The 20,350-nt window shown below is 40.0% G+C and carries 14 protein-coding genes, 4 tRNA genes and 1 pseudogene; 13 read left to right on the top strand and 6 right to left on the bottom strand.

Annotated elements, in window-relative coordinates; translation table 11 throughout:
• Positions 1-117: 117 nt before the first annotated feature.
• Positions 118-2,766, bottom strand: a complete 2,649-nt coding sequence (locus JIG37_RS07390; RefSeq protein ID WP_161804355.1) for a TonB-dependent receptor — start codon at positions 2,764-2,766, stop codon at positions 118-120.
• A gap of 239 nt (positions 2,767-3,005) precedes the next feature.
• The gene (locus JIG37_RS07385) at positions 3,006-5,354 is read right to left on the bottom strand and encodes a DNA polymerase II (RefSeq protein WP_199529080.1); all 2,349 of its coding nucleotides are present in this window, start codon (positions 5,352-5,354) and stop codon (positions 3,006-3,008) included.
• A gap of 150 nt (positions 5,355-5,504) precedes the next feature.
• On the opposite strand from JIG37_RS07385, the gene dinG reads away from it, so the two are divergent.
• The 8 genes and pseudogenes from dinG to JIG37_RS07345 all read left to right on the top strand — a co-directional run bounded on the left by dinG (position 5,505) and on the right by JIG37_RS07345 (position 11,604).
• Complete coding sequence (dinG, locus tag JIG37_RS07380; protein WP_138602093.1) at positions 5,505-7,580, top strand: ATP-dependent DNA helicase DinG; 2,076 nt, start codon at positions 5,505-5,507, stop codon at positions 7,578-7,580.
• Complete coding sequence (locus JIG37_RS07375; RefSeq protein WP_054553678.1) at positions 7,580-8,356, top strand: TSUP family transporter; 777 nt, start codon at positions 7,580-7,582, stop codon at positions 8,354-8,356. The genes dinG and JIG37_RS07375 overlap by 1 nt, the downstream gene beginning before the upstream one ends.
• A complete protein-coding gene (locus JIG37_RS07370) occupies positions 8,357-8,965 on the top strand; it encodes a primosomal replication protein (RefSeq protein WP_199529079.1) in 609 nt (202 codons plus the stop codon).
• Positions 8,962-9,855 (top strand): annotated as a pseudogene (locus JIG37_RS07365) (histone deacetylase). The gene JIG37_RS07370 and the pseudogene JIG37_RS07365 overlap by 4 nt, the downstream one beginning before the upstream one ends.
• A gap of 46 nt (positions 9,856-9,901) precedes the next feature.
• Entirely contained in the window at positions 9,902-10,174 is a 273-nt protein-coding gene (locus JIG37_RS07360) for a late competence development ComFB family protein (protein ID WP_138602087.1), read from the top strand.
• Positions 10,171-10,329, top strand: a complete 159-nt coding sequence (locus tag JIG37_RS07355) for a YbaM family protein (RefSeq protein WP_199529078.1) — start codon at positions 10,171-10,173, stop codon at positions 10,327-10,329. The genes JIG37_RS07360 and JIG37_RS07355 overlap by 4 nt, the downstream gene beginning before the upstream one ends.
• A 73-nt stretch (positions 10,330-10,402) precedes the next feature.
• A complete protein-coding gene (locus JIG37_RS07350) occupies positions 10,403-11,290 on the top strand; it encodes a DMT family transporter (protein ID WP_054553682.1) in 888 nt (295 codons plus the stop codon).
• Positions 11,291-11,361: 71 nt separating this feature from the next.
• Complete coding sequence (locus JIG37_RS07345; protein WP_054553683.1) at positions 11,362-11,604, top strand: hypothetical protein; 243 nt, start codon at positions 11,362-11,364, stop codon at positions 11,602-11,604.
• Positions 11,605-11,619: 15 nt separating this feature from the next.
• Here the strand turns inward: JIG37_RS07345 and JIG37_RS07340 are convergent, their stop codons facing one another.
• From JIG37_RS07340 to JIG37_RS07325, 4 genes are read right to left on the bottom strand one after another with little or no spacing between them, the layout of a single operon-like run.
• The gene (locus JIG37_RS07340; protein ID WP_199529077.1) at positions 11,620-12,276 is read right to left on the bottom strand and encodes a tRNA (adenine(22)-N(1))-methyltransferase TrmK; all 657 of its coding nucleotides are present in this window, start codon (positions 12,274-12,276) and stop codon (positions 11,620-11,622) included.
• Entirely contained in the window at positions 12,276-13,205 is a 930-nt protein-coding gene (locus JIG37_RS07335; RefSeq protein WP_199529089.1) for a class I SAM-dependent methyltransferase, read from the bottom strand. Before JIG37_RS07335 ends, JIG37_RS07340 begins: the two co-directional genes overlap by 1 nt.
• 5 nt (positions 13,206-13,210) lie before the next feature.
• Positions 13,211-15,205 carry an excinuclease ABC subunit UvrB gene (gene uvrB / locus JIG37_RS07330; protein ID WP_199529076.1) on the bottom strand — a complete coding sequence of 665 codons (1,995 nt, stop codon included), beginning with the start codon at positions 15,203-15,205 and terminating at the stop codon, positions 13,211-13,213.
• A complete protein-coding gene (locus JIG37_RS07325; RefSeq protein WP_054553687.1) occupies positions 15,202-16,581 on the bottom strand; it encodes an MATE family efflux transporter in 1,380 nt (459 codons plus the stop codon). Before JIG37_RS07325 ends, uvrB begins: the two co-directional genes overlap by 4 nt.
• A 1,064-nt stretch (positions 16,582-17,645) precedes the next feature.
• Here JIG37_RS07325 and JIG37_RS07320 point away from each other — a divergent pair.
• From JIG37_RS07320 to JIG37_RS07300, 5 genes are all read left to right on the top strand, one after another.
• Positions 17,646-17,722, top strand: a tRNA-Asn gene (locus tag JIG37_RS07320).
• Positions 17,723-17,743: 21 nt separating this feature from the next.
• Positions 17,744-17,820, top strand: a tRNA-Asn gene (locus JIG37_RS07315).
• A 19-nt stretch (positions 17,821-17,839) separates the two neighbouring features.
• Positions 17,840-17,916: transfer RNA gene (locus tag JIG37_RS07310), tRNA-Asn, on the top strand.
• A 29-nt stretch (positions 17,917-17,945) separates the two neighbouring features.
• Positions 17,946-18,022: transfer RNA gene (locus JIG37_RS07305), tRNA-Asn, on the top strand.
• A 184-nt stretch (positions 18,023-18,206) separates the two neighbouring features.
• Positions 18,207-20,150, top strand: coding sequence for a GGDEF domain-containing protein (locus JIG37_RS07300; RefSeq protein WP_054553688.1), 1,944 nt, complete (start codon positions 18,207-18,209; stop codon positions 20,148-20,150).
• Positions 20,151-20,350: the final 200 nt, after the last annotated feature.

Genomic DNA, 20,350 nt, shown 5'->3' with positions numbered 1-20,350 from the left:
TATTCACCCAACTTTAGCTGTAATTTTTTATATATGGTCATTTTATAAACTTACTAATAAAGGCCTTAGGGTACTTAAAAAGCCCCTAACGGGGCTTAAAATTTAAAGTGATTAGTATTAGAAGCTTATGCTATAACCAGCAAATACTTCACGACCAATATGACCTGCATAATATAAAGTATCGTCATTCCAAAACCCGTCATCATCTTTAACAACACCTTTGTCGAACAAATTACGTGCGCCTAAAGTAAATGTGCCAAATGATTCTGTGTAATACTTAATATTGATATTATGTGTTACATATGTTGGATCGTGATTCTCACCTTTGTAACGGAAGTTTTCAGGGTTACCGTCACCTAGGTCAAGATACTGATCTTCATATACCGATGAAATCAGGTCAGTTGTCCATGCAACAGATAAGTTATCCATCGAATAATTAATGTTAAACTGCGAGCGCCAATCAGGTGTACCTGGCATACCTATGAAGTCTTGAGAAGGTCCTGAAAAGTAAACATCCCCAGCAGATTCAAGCAAGTAAGTTGTTGTATTTCCGAAGGTAAAGTCACCAAAACCTGTTTCAAGTTTATACTCTAAATTTAAGTCTAAACCTTTTCTAGACATATATGCGCCATTTTCAGAACGTGTAATCACGTCACCTAAAACAGCACCATTTTCGTCACGCTCTAACTTAACACCTGGGTATTTAGCCATCAGGTCATCAAGTTGACCCCCAACTTCAGCATTAATTAAAGACTGTACAGTAATAGATGAGATTACGTTTTCAACCTCTAAAGAGAAGTAATCTAGTTTTACTGCAAAGTTCTCAATACCTGAATAAACAATACCCGCATTGATATATTCTGATTCTTCAGGACCTAACTCGTCATTACTTTGAATTAAGTTATCAAACTGACGAGATTTACATTCTGAGGCAGAAATTCCTTGAGCTTCACAAGCTACATAATCTGTAGCACTTGTTGCACTAAACGAAGTTGCGGCTAGCAATTCATCAAGAGATGGAGCGCGGAAACCTTCTGAATATGAAGCACGTAATAAGATGTCATCTGTTGGGCGATACTCTAACTTAACGCTTGGATTAGTTACTGAACCAAAATCGCTGTAGTCATCGCGACGCAAAGCTGCGCTAACGATTAAATTATCAGTGAATGGCATTGAAATTTCATAGAAGAAAGCTGTTGTGTCACGCTCACCCATTGCTGAGTTACCTGCTGAACCACCTATAAGACCAGCTTCAGATTGTGCATCATACTGCGAATCAAACTGTTGATCGAAATACTCACCACCAAAGTAGTGCTGGATCTCACCGCCTGCTAATTCACCTAAAGCAAAACCAACACCAAAGAAGTAATGATCCATTTCGTTTTGGTTTTCTGTATAAGTTGTTGAACGAAGATTATTAATACCTTCTTCAGAACCTAAATCAATGCCATATTTCTCATTGTAAGCTAAACCTGAATAGCTCAAGTAGTAACGACCTACTGAACGGTAGTCTAATTTAGCTTTATGATATGCGAATTCCCAATCTATTGAGTCACCTGCGATACCTTTTAAACCAATCATATAGTCTTGCTGGTAATCTGTAACAAGACCATCGCGATTACCGATACCGTACCAGCGGAAGTAGCCAGTTACTTCTTCATCATATGGATTGTGCTCATTTCCAGCAGCCATATTATTCCATTTAGCTGCAGGCGGAGCGTAACGACCAAATGAGTCATTTCGGCTAAGCATAGCACGCGCATATAACTCAATATCGTCCGTTATATTATAGTTTGAGCTAACCATAATTGAGTCTTTGTTAGTCGAGGCCATGTTAGCTGACACATTAGCGTATGCATAGCCACACACCTCACCGCCACCAACACCACCAAGAAGTGAGCCTTGGTCTAATACCCCAACAAAACCAGGTACAGAACTTGCTAACTCATCACATTTCGCTGAAGCAACAAAGCCGTCAGGGCCTAAAATAGTTGCGCCATAATAACTTACACCAACTGTTTCATCATAAATTGAAACTAGGCCATCACCATTAGTATCTTCCCAAGAAGCAGCTGTATACTCACGATCTTTATCGAATATTGCGCCTTGCTCTTGATGGTCATAGACAAATGTAATGTTACCCTTTTCAGAGCTTACACCAAACGAAACTGACATTTGTTTAGTATCGGCACCTTCATTTGATGGACGACCGAATTGAACATCAAAAGATGCACCTTCAAAGTCTTTTTTAAGAATGATGTTGATAACACCCGCAATTGCGTCTGAACCATAAATAGCAGAAGCACCATCTTTTAGAATTTCGATGCGTTCAACTGCAGCCATTGGAATCGAGCTCAAGTTAGCTGCTGAACCACCTAGAGAAGGTGAACCGGCAACACGTTTACCATCAACAAGTACAAGAGTACGATCACTACCAGCACCTAATAGACTAACTGTTGATTGCGACTGAGCTGAAGAGCCTGAGCTTGGAACAAATGAGCCGAAGCTGTTAGAAGTTACACTGCGTAGAGCATCCGCAACTGAGATACGCCCCTGCTCTTCAAATTGAGCTGTTGTAATCACTTCAACTGGGCTAGCGCCCTCAAGGTCTGTTCTTTTGATACGTGAGCCAGTAACTTCAATTCGCTCAACCTTTTCAACCTCATTTTCATCAGCAGCAACAGATGATGCAGAAAATGCAGCTGTCGATGCAGCACTAAAAGCAATCGCTAAGCGAACAGCCTTAGAAACTTTATTATTTAACATTTGATTCTCCCTGGGCCACATAGTGTGGCTTTTTTTAGCATAAGCTTGTTTATTATTTGTTACCGCAACTGTGCTGCGGCCAACAAATAATAAACAAATCAAAATAAATTTCCAGAGTTTTATTAATAAAAACACAACAAAAAACACAACAAAAACCCAAAAATTAACAAAAAAGAATTTGTTAAACTGAAACAACTACAACATAAACATGAGGTTAAGGAAGAAGATACAAAATAATATCAAATGAGAATTATCTGACCATTGGGCTGAAAGGGATTGTTACAAACTAAATTATTAACAATCACCCTCACAATTGGTAATAACTGCTTATTGACATAAACTAAATAGTCATAATTATGTTTACCCATGTAGTACTCGACACCCTGAGTTGTATAAACATATTCAATTATTTGACCACGCTGAAATGCAAAATGTGGGTTTTCAGCTAAATACTGCTTAGCTGCTTTTGCATGAGGAGGGATGTTTTTTTGATAATCAGCTAGGTGCCGGCCTAATCGTTTGCGATACACGAGTAATGAGTCAAACTCTCCCGCATAGAGTTTTTTAACGTACCTATCAAAGGCTTGTATTATTAATTCTTGACTGTAATTTTCGGAGAATAAAATCTCAAATAATTCTATTTGAAACTTGTGGGCAAGCTCTGTCCAATCACTCCTAACGGTTTCCATACCTTTGAAGACTAATTTTGAGGTACCATCTTTTTCGACTTTTCCTACATAGCGCTTTTTAGACCCTGTTGTTTTTCCTCTAATTGTGGGCATAAAAAATGGGCTATAATGGGTTTCGTACTCGATCTCTAAGAAACTGTCTATTCTATAATCTTGCTGTAATACACGCTGCCAGCGTTTGTTAATTTTTCTCGCCAGTACCGTACCAATTTCATTACAGTTTAGTGAATTTAGATCATCGTCAAGCTTAACAAAAGTCGAATCTGTATCACCATAAATGACTTCATAACCCCACTCTTCAATCCATTGCTTGGTTGTTTGCATAATTTCATGGCCGCGCAAAGTAATTGAACTCGACAATCGCGGGTCATAAAAGCGACAACCTTTCGAGCCAAGTACACCATATAAACTATTCATGATGATTTTGATTGCTTGAGAGAGCATAGGTTGTTTTTTGTCTTTTGCTATTTGTCTGGTCACTGACAGCTCACGAATAAGCTCAGGTAAATGATGAGCAGTGCGTGAAAAGTGCGCCTGATTAAATCCTTCGATTGCATTATCTGGACTTTTTAAACCTTCAATAAGACCGAGAGGGTCTATGCAAAATGTTCGCATTATTGACGGATAGAGACTTTTGTAATCAAGCACCAAGATATTCTTATATAGGCCAGGCTGCGATGACATGACATAACCACCAGGGCTATCAAAACTTAAGCCATGATCGCCTAAATTAGGGGCTACATAGCCACTTCTATGCAGTAACGGCAGATAAAGGTTAGTGAAGGCTGCAACTGAGCCGCCCATTCGTTCTAATTCAAGCCCTGTAAGCTGGCTTCTTACAACTGCAAAATCAAGTAACTTAAGTTTCTCAAAGATCCTCATCACTAAAATACAATCTTGCCTGTTGTAGTTAGCAAGAGACAGTTTGTCTTCATTAAACTGGCGAATAATTTCTTCAAGACGATTATCTGTATTTATTAGCTTCTCTTCGCCAAGCTCAATACTCGCTACATTGGCAAGACTAAAACTATCGTAATGATAAGTAGCGTTTTTTAAGGTATCAATACCATCAACAACTACGCGTCCTGGTATTGTAATACGGGTAAAATTACCTTGCCTCAGATGCATTTTTTCTTTATTGCGGCCAAGCGGCAATTCGACACCGAGTGCTTCAGCACGGGCATGTAACACGCTGAAGTCAAACTCAATCACATTCCAGCCAATAATCACATCAGGGTCGACAGTTTCAATATGTATACAAAGCTGATTGAGTAAATCAATTTCATCTACACACCAATGAAGATTAAATTCAAGTTCACTGGTATCTTGTGGCTGGCCTATCATCAATACGGTATCTATATTTGCCCCAACTAGACCTATTGAAAATAGCACTCCTTCACCATTACATTCTATATCGAGTGACAAACTTGAAAACTGCGGTGTAAAATCGCTATTTTTTTTGAACTTAGTATCCGTTAAAACAGGATATGGGTGGCTTTTTATTTGTCTTCCTTGAGCCCAAACTGCCCCTTTAATGAAACGTTCCATTAAAAATCTATCTATAGGACGAATATCATCTTCATATACTTTTATATGCTGTGCTTTGAGTCGTTTCGCAGCATTGTAATAGTGCTTTAAAGAAGAAAAATAACAAGAAACAACTTGTTCCTGCATAAAGCTCTTCAGTGCCACAGGTTTCATTTCACAAAAAATACCATGCTCTGAAAATACTCTATTCGCAGCGTCTATTTGTGATTCATCAATAAAGAACACTGCTTTTTGTGGCGTGCTTATTAATTTAACTGGCCCTTGCTTAGATAAAATCCACACCACAATCGAAATACCCTTAGCACTATCGTAGCATTGCGTGGAGAGAATAAAGCCGGAGGCTAACTGCATGTAATTAAACCTTTTTAATATAATTTAGGCAGATCAGTTAAGCAAAGCTAAGTTGATTAACTAATTAAAGTAACAAGTCGCTTGTAGTTGCCCAGTTAAATCTCTAAAATTCATTACTGTAATTATATACATACTTTAGGTTTTCTGGGCATGCTTTCTGACTCTTTAAAAAAAACAATTCGGCAAATTCATAAGCATGTTGCTGATAACCTCACCGATTATCGCCCTCGAAGCAGTCAAAACTATTTAGTTGCCGAAATAGCAAAAACTCTAGCTGGCGAATATCACAAGAGCCAACGAATTTGCGTTATTGAGGCAGGCACCGGGACCGGTAAGTCGCTAGCGTATTGTTTAGGGGCATTGCCTTTAGCGATGGCCAAGAAAAAGAAATTAGTGATTTCGACGGCAACCGTTGCTCTACAAGAACAGTTAATTAGTAAGGAGCTGCCTTTTTTCAAAGAGCACTCTGGCCTCGACATCAAGTTTGATTTAGTGAAAGGTCGACAGCGTTATATCTGTGCACAAAAACTGAGTGCCGCCGTCAATGGCGACAGTCAAACGCAAATGGAGTTTATGCCGACCCTATCATCGCCCCTTTCAGATATGGAAACCAAATGCTTAAAGCAACTTTATAATGCTTATTCAAAAAAGCAATGGCAAGGCGACCGCGATAGCTGGGCTGATACAATTCCTGATAAAGTGTGGAATTTAATTGCTTGTGATAAGCATTCATGCCAACGACAAATGCGCGCTCATCAGCTCTGCCCTTTTCATATGGCACGTCAGCGTCTGATGCAAATGGATGTGCTAGTGATCAACCATTCTCTATTACTGGCTGATCTTGATTTGGGTGGCGGTAAGATTCTACCTGAACCTGACGATACGATTTATGTTATCGATGAAGCACACCATTTAGCGCACATCACCCGCGACTTCTCTTCTGCCGCAGCAACCATTAAAGGCACCATAGACTGGCTCGACAAGCTGGTTAAATTTGCCGGCAAAATGGCCAATGTGCTCGTAGGTCAAAAAGCGATTGGGCAAAATTTTAAGCTCAGTGACAGTATCAATGATGCCGGTAAAAACTTAAAAGTAGTGCGTGATATTCTTGATAACGCAGACTTTAATTATAACAGTGATGACACCTATCGTTTTGAACATGGTGAAATCCCAGCATCTTTACATGCCAAAGCAAAAGATATTAGCGATGCCACCCTTGATGCCCTAAGAGCACTCAACAAGATGCACGATACCTTAGTGCAAGACGTAAGTGATGGCGATGTAAAACCTTATGTGGCCGATCCAATCTTGGCTGAAAGTGGTCAGTACATTAATCGTCTAGAGTTATTAAACAAGCTGTGGTTTAGTTACGCCACAAAAGGCGAAGGTATTCCCCATGCGCGCTGGATCAAACGCTTAGAATATAAGAACCATCACGACCATTTACTTAGTGATTGCCCTATTGAGGTTGGCTATTACCTTAAAGATAAATTATGGAATCAATGTGCAGGTGCCGTGCTTTGTTCAGCCACCTTAACTGCATTGGGTTCATTTGATCACTTTGCTTATGAATGCGGTCTTGCCAAAGAAGAAGGTGTAAAATACATAAAAGTCCCTTCTCCATTTGATTACCCTAAACAAGCGACGCTGCATATTCCTGCAAGTCATATTGAGCCAACCGATAAAGCGTTTAGTGATCACTTAGCTGAGCAATTGCCCAAATTCCTTGATGATAAAAAAGCAAATTTAGTGTTATTTGCCTCTTATTGGCAGATGGATCATGTTGTTAAAGCATTACGTAGCAAAGGAATTGAGGTCTTAGTGCAAGGAGAAATGTCTCGTGAAGCCCTGCTTAAAAAACATAAAGCCAATGTGGATTTAGGCCGTGCTAGCTATTTATTTGGCACTCAAAGTTTATCTGAGGGTCTTGATTTACCAGGTAAATACTTAGAAAACCTAGTAATTACAAAAATTCCATTTGCGGTGCCTACCTCACCAATAGAAGAAGCGCAGGCCGAGTTTGTGCAAAGTAAAGGTGGCAACCCGTTTCTTTCGATAACCGTACCTGATGCGGCAAAGAAATTAGTACAAAGCTGTGGTAGACTGCTGCGCAAAGAAAATGATCAGGGTCGCATTACTATCCTTGATCGCCGACTAGTGACCAAGCGATATGGCAAAGCCATGCTCGATACCTTGCCACCTTTTAAAAGACAAATTGATTATTAATGTTTGAATTAGCTTTAGACCCAACAACCTGGGCACTATTATGTGCAGTTGCACTAGCAGCCGGCTTTATTGACGCAATTGCAGGCGGCGGTGGCATGTTAACGGTACCTGCACTATTAACCGCAGGTTTGCCGCCTCACCTCACATTAGGTACCAATAAACTTGCAGCAAGTTTTGGTTCATTGACAGCCAGCGTAACGTATTTTCGTAAAAAGTTGTTCAACCCACGGTTTTGGGCTGCGTCCATTTTAGCAACAGCCATTGGGGCGCTCGTAGGTACTTTAGTGGTAGATTACTTAAGTATTGAATTTTTAAATAAATTACTACCGGTGGTGATTATTTTAGTCGCTTGTTACAGCTTATTTGGCAGTTTAAGTACAACTGAGCATAACGAGTTACCAGAGCTTGATAGTAAAACTAAAGTTAAACAGTGGCTGCAAGGGCTTGGACTTGGGTTTTTTGATGGTTTAGCAGGCCCCGGCACTGGCACATTTTGGACCGCATCAAATAGCCTTTTATATAAAATGAGCTTATTGCTTAACTGTGGTCTTGCCCGCTCAATGAATTTTGTTTCAAACTTTATTTCATTGATCACTTTCGTTGCACTTGGCCATGTAAACTTTCTACTTGGTATCACAATGGGTTTTTTCTTGATGCTTGGAGCATGGTTAGGAGCACATTCTGCAATAAAGTTTGGTAGTAAAATGATCCGCCCAGTGTTTAACACTGTGGTTATAGTGTTAGCATTAAAGTTAATCTATGAGGCTTATTTATAAATGCAATCGACTGCTTTTGATAAACTACGTTCACAAATTGAAAGGCTCAAACAATTGGCCACACAATTTGATAAGGGTAATTTATTTGCTAAAAATCGCTATATGCAAGCCCAGCCAAGTTTGTTTGATAAAGCCGTGTTTAGCACAAAAAGTATGAAGCTGGCTGACTATGTAACCGAAATCGAAGATGAGCTTAACAGCCTGCCGCCAGCTGAGCATCGCCATGCTTATCAATATGCGCTTGAGCGTATTGCCATTCAAGTCGAAGCGGTATTTAATGTGATCAAATCAACCTCGGTATGGGCTAAAGAAAATAAATACAGCTTTAAGCCGAAAGCTAAGCCACAAGTTTATAAGCAAGCAGTTAAAAAAATCATGCAGTCATCCCATGAGCTGTATGACGAACTAAAACAAACCCATGAGTTTGAACGCCGCTTAGTTTTGATGATCGAAGAGCGAAAACTTAAGCTCGACGCTGCAAATGCACAGCAAGCAACCGAAATTAATAAAGAAATATTAGCTTTACATGCAAGACTTGGCCGTTGTCGAAAGGCTATTTCAGCCACTGAAGACAAAATTCAGCAAGTCGAAAAGCAACAGCTGAGATAATGTTTTACTATCATCCAAATTATTCAGCGTTAACTTTACCCGAGCGTCACCGCTTTCCCATTGATAAATACCGCATGTTAAAACAGCTTGTTAGCAACTTTATTGATGAGCAGCATTTTATTACCCCACAATAAGCCACTAGAGCGCAGCTTGCTCTGTGCCATAACCCCGAGTATATCGACGCTTTTTTAACTGGTAGCCTTGATAGCAAAGCAATTAAAAAAATGGGCTTTCCTTGGTCCACTGAGTTGGTTGAGCGAACACTTTACTCTGTTGGCGCAAGTATTCAAGGCGCTGAGTTTGCTTTGCAACAGGGTGCTGCTTTTAACCTAAGTGGTGGTTATCATCATGCTTTTACGAGCTATGGTAGTGGTTTTTGTATTTTTAATGACTTAGCGATAGCCGCAGCACACTTAATTGATTCAGAGCAAGCCGACACCGTATTAATTTTTGACTGTGACGTCCACCAAGGGGATGGCACAGCCGAAGTTACACAAGCACACCCTCAAATCATTAGCTGCTCAATTCATTGTCAGCAAAACTTCCCGCGTATTAAACAGCAATCAAACTACGATTTTGCGTTAGAGCATGGCACTACAGATGATGAATACCTAGAAACAGTCAAACAAGCTTTAGCCTTAACAATTAGACTCCACCAGCCAGATATCATTTTGTATAACGCCGGCGCAGACATCGCAACAGATGACGAATTAGGACACTTTCAAGTGAGTTTAGAAGGCGTGTATCAGCGTGACCATTTTGTATTAAACCAAGCCAAGGAAGCAAAAATCCCAGTGTTTTCAGCCATGGGCGGTGGCTACCAACGAAATGTAAGCCGTTTGGTTGAAGTTCATAGCCAGCTTTATAGGGCAGCTGTCGATTTATTTTAAAGCTTGGTATACACTAAAAGTGACTTTTAAATAAGGCTAACTTTGTATGAAATTGCATGACGACATTCATAATTACTATGAAAAATTGGTTGTCGAAGACATCTCAAAACGTAACTTAGAAGCGACCTATAGTGATGATGTTATGGCAGATTTATGCTGCACCGTATTAAATCAACTGCCTGCTCGTTACATTCGCTACGATGTCGATATGGAATTTTATTTACCGCAAAAAGAACGTATTAGAATGGAGCAACAAGTGCAAACAGCTATTGATGTAGCGATCAGCCAAGTCGCTAAGAAAAAGGAATTGCAAAAATGAGCAGTGAGTTAGAAGGTGCGCCTAACTATATTAAAATTGCTGTTGACCTTATTATGCTATTAGAGCAAAACGATGTCCCCGCCGAAGATGTATTAGCAGCTTTAGAAATCGTTAAGTCTGATTTCGAAAAGAAACTACCTGAATCAACCGATTAATAGTCCGAAAATGGCGAGTATTAGAGCAGAAATTTGTTATGCTCAGGTTTTATAATTCAAGAATGTAAAAACCATGTCATTGCCAAGTTTATTACGCTTATTCATCCTTGCTGCTATTTGGGGCGCTTCCTTCTTATTTATGCGCATGGCAGCGAATAGCTTAGGCCCTGCAGTATTAATTGAGTTAAGAGTTGGCTTTGCTGCAATTACACTGTTTATTTTTGCGATGTACTTACGAAAGCAACTCGCTTTCACGACCCACAAAAAGCATTTTTTCATTATTGGCGCACTTAATTCCGCCCTTCCCTTTTTATTGTTTGCCTATGCAGCGCAAACAATTAATGCCTCAACCTTATCCATATTAAATTCAACGACCCCTATTTGGGGTGCCATCGTTGGTATTGTATGGAGTAAAACGAAACCCACCAAAAGTATGTTACTTGGCTTGCTATTAGGTTTAACGGGCGTAGCCATTTTAGTAGGGCAAAATAGCCTGATTATCGACACGCAAGCAATCACAGCAATTGTAGCTGCATTGTGTGCCTCGCTCAGCTATGCCATTGCATCTCATTACACAAAACATGCACCTAAGTTATCTGCTTTCGATAATGCCCATGGCAGTATGTGGGCGGCAAGTATTATGGTTCTACCACTTATTTTTGTTATTCCTGCCAGAGAAATTCCAAGTAATGAGGTGATGCTTGGTGTGGTGGCACTCGGTGTGCTATGTACTGCGGTGGCATATATCCTGTTTTTCCGTTTGATTGATGACATTGGCCCAACCTCTGCGTTGACTGTTACCTTTTTAATTCCATTATTTGGCATTGTTTGGGGCAATTTAATTTTAGATGAGCAAATTGGACCTAATACCTTGGTTGGCGCATTGTGTGTTATCGCGGGTACCATGCTGGTCACCGGCTTTATTCGTATCAAGCCATTTTTAAAACGAAACACCTTGTAACAGAATCACCTTTGCAATTAAAAAATCAGGCTATAATCTATACATAATTTTTAAATAATAAGGAGAGTGCTATGTCAGGGACAACCATGGTGGTATTGATTGTCTTGATTTCTGTGGGTTCAGGTGTGATTTATGATATGTATAAAAAACATTTAGAATTTAAATCTCGAACATTAAAAGACAGCAAAGAAGCGAACGAACATGTCGCTGCAGTAACAAAAGAGCTTGTAGAGCTAAAAGAGCGTGTGCAAACGCTCGAAGCCATTGTTACTGATTCAAGCTACAGCGTAAAACAAGAAATTAATAAACTCTAATTAAGTTAGCTCTTATTAAGTTAATAATGCACTGTATTGTTCAAGCACAGGCTGATAGTAATCGGCGTCTTGATTTAACATACGTTGGTAATGAGCACATAACTGCTTTAGATAAGCTTGGTGCTCTTTACTTGTTAGCTGCCACATTTGCTGGCCAACTCGAGTGATCGACTGCGAAGCAGACGCACTCATGGCAATAACTTCATAAAATCGTTTGTTTTCACACACCAACTGCTCAGATACGAGCCCCAATGGCAGTGTCTGCAAATAGCTGCGAACTTGATAACTGTGATGTACAGGGCACACAATAAAGTCAATATGCGTATTTGGTTGTTGACTAACAATCCGCGCTAAAAATCGCACTAATAACTCACCTCCCACCCCAGCAATAATAACAAGGTGACGCTTTTTAGGATCTGGTGAAATCATTGCCACATCTTGACAATGTACCTGCCAACGGCCGCGTTGCTCACTTGTGGCAAAACGTTCGAGTTTCTCACTTAGTACCTGCATCAGCTCAGGCACAATATCAACGAAATGTATAAGCTGGGCTTTATTTTGCTGTAATAGCTCAATCCCTAACAAACCGTGATCGCAGCAACAATCCCAGATTTCGTCATACCCAGAATCAACCACATCTACAATGGCTGAAAGTCGTTTACTCAGTGCCATTAGTTTGCTGTTTTATAGACTAACGCTTTTAAGCTGCGATCACTGTCAACCTCAATAAAGCCATCAGTAGGAGTTAGTCGCTCAACAAAACTAATTGTCCCTTGGGTATGATCGCTAATGAGATCTTTAAACGCCTGCTCAGATAGCTCAGGGCTATTTGCACACAGTAACAACTGGGTGTTTTCATTTAGCAGCTCAGGTAAACGACGTAGGATTTTTTGATAATCCTTGGTCAATATAAAACTGCCTTTTTGAAAACTCGGCGGGTCTATGATGATCAATTCATACGGTGCTGATTTTTTAAGCTTACCGAATGATTTTAGAATATCGTGCGGAAAATAACTCACACCTTGATCAAAACCATTTAGCTGATGGTTTTGTTTACCTGTTCGCAGCACCCCTTTATTCATGTCCATATTAATAACTTGGTCTGCCCCACCCTGCATTGCTGCAACAGAGAAGCCACACGTGTATGAAAATAAGTTGAGCACTTTTGCATTTTTACTATTAGCTTGAACAAACTCTCGGCCACGGCGCATATCAGGGAAAATCCCAGTATTTTGGCGACTCAATAAATCGACTTTAAACTTAATACCATTTTCACTGACATGGTGCTCTTGGGGTAATTCACCATGCATAAGCGCGTTGCGGGTGTTAATGCCGCTACGTTGTTGGTAAACCAATGCACCGACAAGCGCTGGCGCATTCTCTTGCGCCCATTGCCACAGGGCATCAGTTAATTGCGCAAGTACTTGTTCATCTATTTCTTGATATGAAACTAAAAAGAGTGCTGGCGGATAAAAGTCTAAGTTTATGTGGCTCAGCTCAGCGACTGAGTGACCACGGCCATGGAATACACGACATAATTCATTAGCAGCAAGTGGCGCCTCTGCTAAAGCATTTAAAATGGCAGAAAAATCGTTTGTCATCATCTTTAGTTAATTAACTGTTGTTGTAATTCGTGAATTTCATCACGCACAGACGCCGCTTTTTCAAACTCAAGATCGCTAGCATAAGCATGCATTTTCGCTTCAAGAGCTTTGATTTGGCTGGCAATATCTTTCGCGCTGAGCACTTGTTTAGACTCTTTACGCACTAACTTAAGGTTGTCTTTCGGGCTTGCTTCTTCGCCCACATCCATAATGTCGGTAATACTTTTAACCAGTGCTTGTGGCTCAATACCATGTTCAAGGTTATAAGCTTGTTGTTTTTCACGGCGGCGGTCTGTTTCATCAATGGCTTGTCGCATTGAATTAGTGATGCGGTCGCCATACAGAATTGCTTTACCATTTAAGTGACGCGCAGCACGCCCTATGGTTTGAATAAGTGAACGAGTCGAACGTAAGAAACCTTCTTTATCGGCATCAAGTATCGCCACCAGTGAAACTTCTGGCATGTCGAGACCTTCTCGCAATAAGTTAATGCCCACTAACACATCAAATACGCCAGCACGTAAATCACGGATAATTTCAACCCGTTCAACAGTGTCGATGTCTGAGTGCAAATAGCGTACTTTTACGTCATGGTCATTGAGATAGTCAGTTAAATCTTCTGCCATACGCTTAGTTAAAGTGGTTACAAGCACCCGCTCATTCACTTCTACTCGTTTATAGATTTCTGAGAGTAAGTCATCAACCTGGCTACCCACAGGGCGTACTTCAATTTCTGGATCAATAAGCCCGGTTGGACGAATCACCTGCTCTGCAACCTCCCCTGATGAGCGCTCAAGCTCAAAGTCACCAGGGGTTGCCGACACATAAATAGTTTGCGGCGCAATGGCTTCAAATTCTTCAAAGCGTAATGGGCGGTTATCTAACGCCGATGGCAAGCGAAAGCCATACTCAACAAGGTTTTCTTTGCGGCTTCTATCGCCTTTATACATAGCACCAATTTGCGACACAGTAACGTGTGATTCATCAATAATCATCAATGCATCATCAGGTAAGTAATCTAATAATGTCGGCGGTGGATCGCCCGGTGTTCTGCCAGATAAGTATCGCGAATAGTTTTCGATGCCAGAGCAATAACCAAGCTCGGTCATCATTTCAATATCGTACTGGGTGCGCTGAGCAATACGTTGCTCTTCCACAAGTTTGTTGGCACTGAGTAACTGAGCTCGGCGGTCTTTAAGCTCATCTTTAATTTTATCAATGGCATCAAGAATTTTTTCACGGGGTGTTACATAGTGGGTTTTTGGATAAATAGTCGCACGTACAATATGCTTTTCAACTGCTCCTGTAAGCGGGTCAAAAATACTTAAGCGCTCAATTTCATCGTCAAACATCTCCACACGCACAGCGTAAGTATCCGATTCAGCAGGAAATATATCGACCACTTCACCACGAACGCGATAAGTACCGCGGCTAAATTCAATATCATTGCGTGTATATTGCAATTCAGCAAGCCGACGCAGCATATCGCGCTGATCGACGGTTTCACCTACTTTTAGTAAAAGCATCATCTTCATGTATGAGTCAGGGTCGCCCAAACCATAAATAGCAGACACCGAAGCCACAATAATGGTATCACGTCGTTCAAGCAGCGCTTTGGTGGCACTTAAACGCATTTGTTCAATGTGCTCATTAATAGACGCGTCTTTTTCAATAAAGGTATCGCTGGCAACAACGTAGGCTTCTGGCTGGTAATAATCATAATAAGATACAAAATACTCAACCGCATTATGAGGGAAAAACTCTTTCATTTCACCGTAAAGCTGTGCAGCGAGTGTTTTGTTGTGTGCCATAATAATGGTTGGCCGATTCAAATCATTAATGATATTGGCCATGGTGAAGGTTTTACCGGTTCCTGTAGCCCCTAATAATGTTTGATGTGCAAGCCCAGCCTCTAGGCCATCTTTTAACTGTGCAATGGCCGTTGGTTGGTCACCACTTGGCTGAAACTTAGAAACTAGTTGGAAATGGTCGCTCATGAATGACACTCCTTCATATATGACTCACTTAACCCATCAACTTCTTTGATAAACCATTTATAGGCAACCATTGCAGTAAATAAGTTACCAATCGCGGCACCAATAAATAAACCAGTTAAACCTGCAATTTCGCTGCCTATATAAGCAAAAGGTACATAAAAAACAAACAGACGTACCACACTTAAAATCAGGGCATTCATTGGTTTATGCAAGGCATTAAATGAAGAGTTAGATAAAATAATCACCCCCTGCAGGCCATAACTCAGTGGTAAGATATAAATGAATAACTTAATCACATCCATTACCGCTTGCTCTTTACCAAATACATCCGCGATAAAGCCAGAGGTTAACAGCAGTAAAATATAAATAGCGAACTGCCAAATCATCACGAATTTCAAGGTTTTTGAGTAAGCTTCTTTAACACGTTCAAACTTACCTGCCCCAAAGTTTTGACTTACAAATGGTGGTAAGGTCATCGATAAAGCAAGCACCACAAGGCTTGCGATAGATTCAATGCGACTGCCTACACCAAACGCAGCAACCGCCTCAGGGCCATGCTTAGCTACTAATGCCGTCATGACCGCCATCGCTATTGGCGTCAACATATTTGCGCCTGCCGCCGGTAAACCTATTTTAAGAATTTTACGAACTGAACTAACTGCTGTTTGCTGACCAGCATGCAGGCTCAACAAACCGTTCTTAATTGCCAGAATATATAAAATAATAATTACTGCAACCGCCCAAGCAATAACACTCGCAATAGCAGCCCCTTGTATACCTAAGGCTGGAATTGGCCCAAAACCAAAAATTAGTACCGGATCTAAAATAGCATTTATCAGCCCCGCTCCACCCATAACAATACTTGGCGTTTTGGTGTCGCCGCTGGCTCTAAGCACTGAATTGCCAACCATAGGGGTAATTAAAAATACACTGCCGATGAACCACACGCTCATGTAGTCATGAATAAGTGGCAAGACTTGCTCACCTGCGCCTAATAATTTAAAGATAGGCTCAATATACAAATAACCTAAGGCAGAAAGGCAAAACACCATTACAACCGACACCAATAATGACATACTGGCATCAAAACGAGCTTCATCTAAATTATCACTTCCGAGTGCTTTAGCAATAACTGCGGAGGTACCTATCCCTAAGCCGATTGCTAAACTAATTACAGTAAAGGTAACTGGAAAAGTAAAACTTACTGCGGCTAATGGCTCAGTGCCTAACAAACTGATGAAGAAGGTATCGACTAAATTAAACATCATAAGAGTGATCATTCCGAAAATCATAGGAATGGTCATTTTTTTTAAGGTCGGCAGAATTGGGGAGTTTAAAAGATCAGGTTTAGTTTTGCTCTGCGGTTTCACGCTCATAAGAATTCTTGGCCTCTTTATATGAGCCTATAAGTTTAAAGCATCCTTCACTTGCAAGCTATGCTTTATTCACAGAATCAAAATCGATGTACAAAACTATAACTTTTGACGCTTTGACATAAAAATAACCACTAACCCTTATAAAAAACAATATAAAAACAAATTTAATAGCTTTATTACAATTAAATGGCACTATTCGCTGTTTTTTTACACAATAAATAGCATCATTTCATCGTCACGAATAAATTTACTTATCAATTCAGCATCGCTTCAGATAAAAACACTAACACATTGATTTAAAATGAATTAAAAAAACTTAACTAAACACTTGAAATTGCTGGAGCGCCCTAAAATCCTAGTACTATAGCTGTTCTTAAAGTTTAATAAACAGAGTTATCCACAGAAACCGTGGATAACTCTCTAGAAGCCGCAAATATAAAGGCTTTGAAGACTAGCTTGAAACTGATAAAACGAATAATAGTGAAGTATCCCGTTTTGACCCTTTTGTAAGCTTCTAGAAAAGAATGTGTAAAAAATGCTCTCCCCTTAATGGAAAGCCAGCATGAAACATAAAACACGACAACACACTATTCAGTAACTAACTGATATGTATACCTAAAAATAAATTTAGTCATCCTCGACAAACAATGATGTCGATGTGCTTCATAAAAAAAGATGGAATATTCGCCATCTGTAGTAAAAAAATACAAGAAAAAAATAACACCTAAGGATGGCCTAATAAAAACTCTTAGGTTTGATTTTCTCAATCACAAGAAATTATTGCATAAGTGATGATTTCCTCACTTTAATAGAGAATATCTGAACAAAGAATGGTTTTTTATATTTTCAATTTGGTACTACTGCTCAAAAAGAATGCAAAAAAGTCATCTTTTCGACATAGCTAGTCTTCTAAAAAACAAAAAACGCTGCGCTTTTCAGCTACATTTTGCTCAGATCGAACATAAAAACATCGAATAAGCTTCTTTTTTGAATTTATGAAGTTTTTATGTTGACACTTTGCAATGCTGTCATTAATATTTCGCCCCGTTGAAAGGCATGACGCTTCCCCCTTAGCTCAGTTGGTTAGAGCGACGGACTGTTAATCCGCAGGTCCCCCGTTCGAGTCGGGGAGGGGGAGCCAAGTTTTTCAATCATAAACGATTCCCCCTTAGCTCAGTTGGTTAGAGCGACGGACTGTTAATCCGCAGGTCCCCCGTTCGAGTCGGGGAGGGGGAGCCAAGTTTATGAATATGATTGTTCCCCCTTAGCTCAGTTGGTTAGAGCGACGGACTGTTAATCCGCAGGTCCCCCGTTCGAGTCGGGGAGGGGGAGCCAAATCATAGCACCGCACTACTCTATTTAGTTCCCCCTTAGCTCAGTTGGTTAGAGCGACGGACTGTTAATCCGCAGGTCCCCCGTTCGAGTCGGGGAGGGGGAGCCAACTCTACGAATATATTAAATTTTATCTCTTTTTGCCTCACCGATTGTATTAGACTTTCCAGCGCTTATACACTACTCTAGTGTAAGTTATTTATATGCTTTGATATAAAATAGAATTCACTATTATTAAACCGATCAATCAAGGAATTGATTCCTTCCTTTTAGGCTTTTAAAAGATAAGAAACATGGCTGGTTTTAAAAAACTCATATTCGTACAACTTATTTCTTGGCTACTATTCGCATTATTAGGCGGATATTTTATTGCAATTAGTTTTGACAGTGCAGTAAGTGATGCCCAGCAAAAAGCACAGCGTGTAGTTAATGCCTATATAAACTCACAAACTATTGAACAGCTGGCACCAGAGAAACTTAGGCAAGCACTTTCTGATGGCAGTACTTTTTCTAAATTTGTAATCCGCGATCAAACTGGCAAAGTTGTTACAATGATAGAGTCTAGTCAGCCCCTCCCCTTGTTTGCTGAATTAGTTAATAATTCATTTAACTCTATCCGGCCTCAATTTGCAGTGAATCAGACATCTGACATAAAAATTGAATTTACGATCAATGCTCATAACCTAGCAACTCTGCTGCAACAAGCGATGTTTATTGTCATTTTGATATCTGGATTGATTGCATTATTACCAATTATTTATATGAACAGTATGTTCCGTCGCTTAAACAGAAAAATAAGCACAACAGTTGCTGATATTGTCGATATATACATAAATCAGAATCAAGTAAGCGACGATATTGAACAAGCTATGGACACTTCAAGATTAAAGAAGCTAAGCAAAGATTTAATTCCTTCGTTCAATCGTCTGTCACACTTTTTACAAACTAAACACGATGATATTCAAAATAATGCGCTAAGTATTAAAAAAGAAGCCTATAAAGATGTAGTCACTAACCTTGGCAATCGTAATATGTTTGTAGAGTATTACGAAAAAAATATTGAGAATGCAGAAAAAAGCACCTTTGGTTCACTTGCTATGGTGCGTTGTAGTGAGCTACAAACAATAAACCAAACACGTGGTTACCAAAAAGGTGATGAATACGTAAAAGGTGTGGCCGATATTATTAAACATATTAGCGGCACCTATACAGGCAGTCAGGTTTTTCGTTTAAACAGTTCTGATTTTGCTGTGGTACTGCCTAATACCCCACTTAAAGAAGCTGAACGCTTTGGCGATAACTTACAATCGCGTTTTACTCAGTATCAGCAAAACCAAGAATTAAGCTCAGTTGCTAACACAGGTATAGTTGGCTACGAAAAAGGTAAGCCGCTTGGTGAGTTATTATCAATTGTTGATAATGCAATGAGCATGGCGCAATCAAAACAAGCAAATGCATGGCATGTACAGCGTGAAACTGATTTAGTTAATAACGCCAGCGCAGGTTTTGGTAACCAAAACTGGCGTAAAGTCATTACCGAAGTGATCGAATCGAAACGTGTGCACTTGGTTATGCAGAACATTATGCCAATAGGTAAAAGTGTTAAAGCCTATGCTGAGATCCAAGTTCGTTTCAAAACTGCAGAAAACCAAATGCTGCCAACGGCCTCTTTTCTTGCAATGGCAGAAAAGCTAGAAATGGCAATGGAAATTGACCGTTTAATTATCGATACCACTTTAGAGAAGGTTAAAACGCGTAATTTCTCTGAAAAATTCTTTGGTATTAATGTTACTGCATCAAGCGCTCACAATGATCAATTTGTGATCTGGTTAGAGCGCCGATTACTTAAAGACAGCAATATCGCCTCTAAGCTTATATTTGAAGTCAGCGAGTTTGGATTACAACAAAACATTAAAGCAAGTAAACGCTTTATCGATATGGTACACCGCGTGGGTGCACGTATTACCGTAGAGCGTTTTGGTGTGGGTTTAACGTCATTTAAATTCTTTAGAGACTTAAAACCAGACTTTATCAAAATGGACGCAAGCTACACCCGCGGCCTTGAAGAAGATAAAAACAACCAATACTTTATGCGTTTAATGGTGGATCTAGCTCACCGTATTGGTGTGAGTGTATTTGCTGAAGGCGTCGAAAGCCAAGAAGAAAAACACATCATCGAAACACTGTGTTTAGATGGTGTGCAAGGCTATTACATCGAAAAGCCAAAAGATATCTAACCCCTCTTTAAGGCCCAAAAAACCTTACTATTTTTGGGCCTATTCCAGCTATACCCAAGCCACCTCAAGATGCAGAATTCAGCGTTTCACAGGTGCTTAATATCAAGGCGTTACTTTGCAACAATGGCAGTCCCTTTTAAGAAGTAACAACGATGAGAGTAAGTGCCTGTGAAACGCCCAAAGGGTTGGTTTAAAAGCGA

Origin of the sequence: Pseudoalteromonas sp. bablab_jr010 (genome assembly GCF_016464105.1) — a bacterium.
Lineage (GTDB): Bacteria > Pseudomonadota > Gammaproteobacteria > Enterobacterales > Alteromonadaceae > Pseudoalteromonas > Pseudoalteromonas simplex.
This window is presented reverse-complemented; position numbering and strand designations above follow the sequence as displayed.

Excerpts from the sequence above, each read along its gene's own strand:
- JIG37_RS07390 (WP_161804355.1), bottom strand. The coding sequence starts at position 2,766 with ATGTTAAATAATAAAGTTTCTAAGGCTGTTCGCTTAGCGATTGCTTTT.
- JIG37_RS07385 (WP_199529080.1), bottom strand. The coding sequence starts at position 5,354 with ATGCAGTTAGCCTCCGGCTTTATTCTCTCCACGCAATGCTACGATAGT.
- dinG (WP_138602093.1), top strand. The coding sequence starts at position 5,505 with ATGCTTTCTGACTCTTTAAAAAAAACAATTCGGCAAATTCATAAGCAT.
- JIG37_RS07375 (WP_054553678.1), top strand. The coding sequence starts at position 7,580 with ATGTTTGAATTAGCTTTAGACCCAACAACCTGGGCACTATTATGTGCA.
- JIG37_RS07370 (WP_199529079.1), top strand. The coding sequence starts at position 8,357 with ATGCAATCGACTGCTTTTGATAAACTACGTTCACAAATTGAAAGGCTC.
- JIG37_RS07360 (WP_138602087.1), top strand. The coding sequence starts at position 9,902 with ATGAAATTGCATGACGACATTCATAATTACTATGAAAAATTGGTTGTC.
- JIG37_RS07355 (WP_199529078.1), top strand. The coding sequence starts at position 10,171 with ATGAGCAGTGAGTTAGAAGGTGCGCCTAACTATATTAAAATTGCTGTT.
- JIG37_RS07350 (WP_054553682.1), top strand. The coding sequence starts at position 10,403 with ATGTCATTGCCAAGTTTATTACGCTTATTCATCCTTGCTGCTATTTGG.
- JIG37_RS07345 (WP_054553683.1), top strand. The coding sequence starts at position 11,362 with ATGTCAGGGACAACCATGGTGGTATTGATTGTCTTGATTTCTGTGGGT.
- JIG37_RS07340 (WP_199529077.1), bottom strand. The coding sequence starts at position 12,276 with ATGGCACTGAGTAAACGACTTTCAGCCATTGTAGATGTGGTTGATTCT.
- JIG37_RS07335 (WP_199529089.1), bottom strand. The coding sequence starts at position 13,205 with ATGACAAACGATTTTTCTGCCATTTTAAATGCTTTAGCAGAGGCGCCA.
- uvrB (WP_199529076.1), bottom strand. The coding sequence starts at position 15,205 with ATGAGCGACCATTTCCAACTAGTTTCTAAGTTTCAGCCAAGTGGTGAC.
- JIG37_RS07325 (WP_054553687.1), bottom strand. The coding sequence starts at position 16,581 with ATGAGCGTGAAACCGCAGAGCAAAACTAAACCTGATCTTTTAAACTCC.
- JIG37_RS07300 (WP_054553688.1), top strand. The coding sequence starts at position 18,207 with ATGGCTGGTTTTAAAAAACTCATATTCGTACAACTTATTTCTTGGCTA.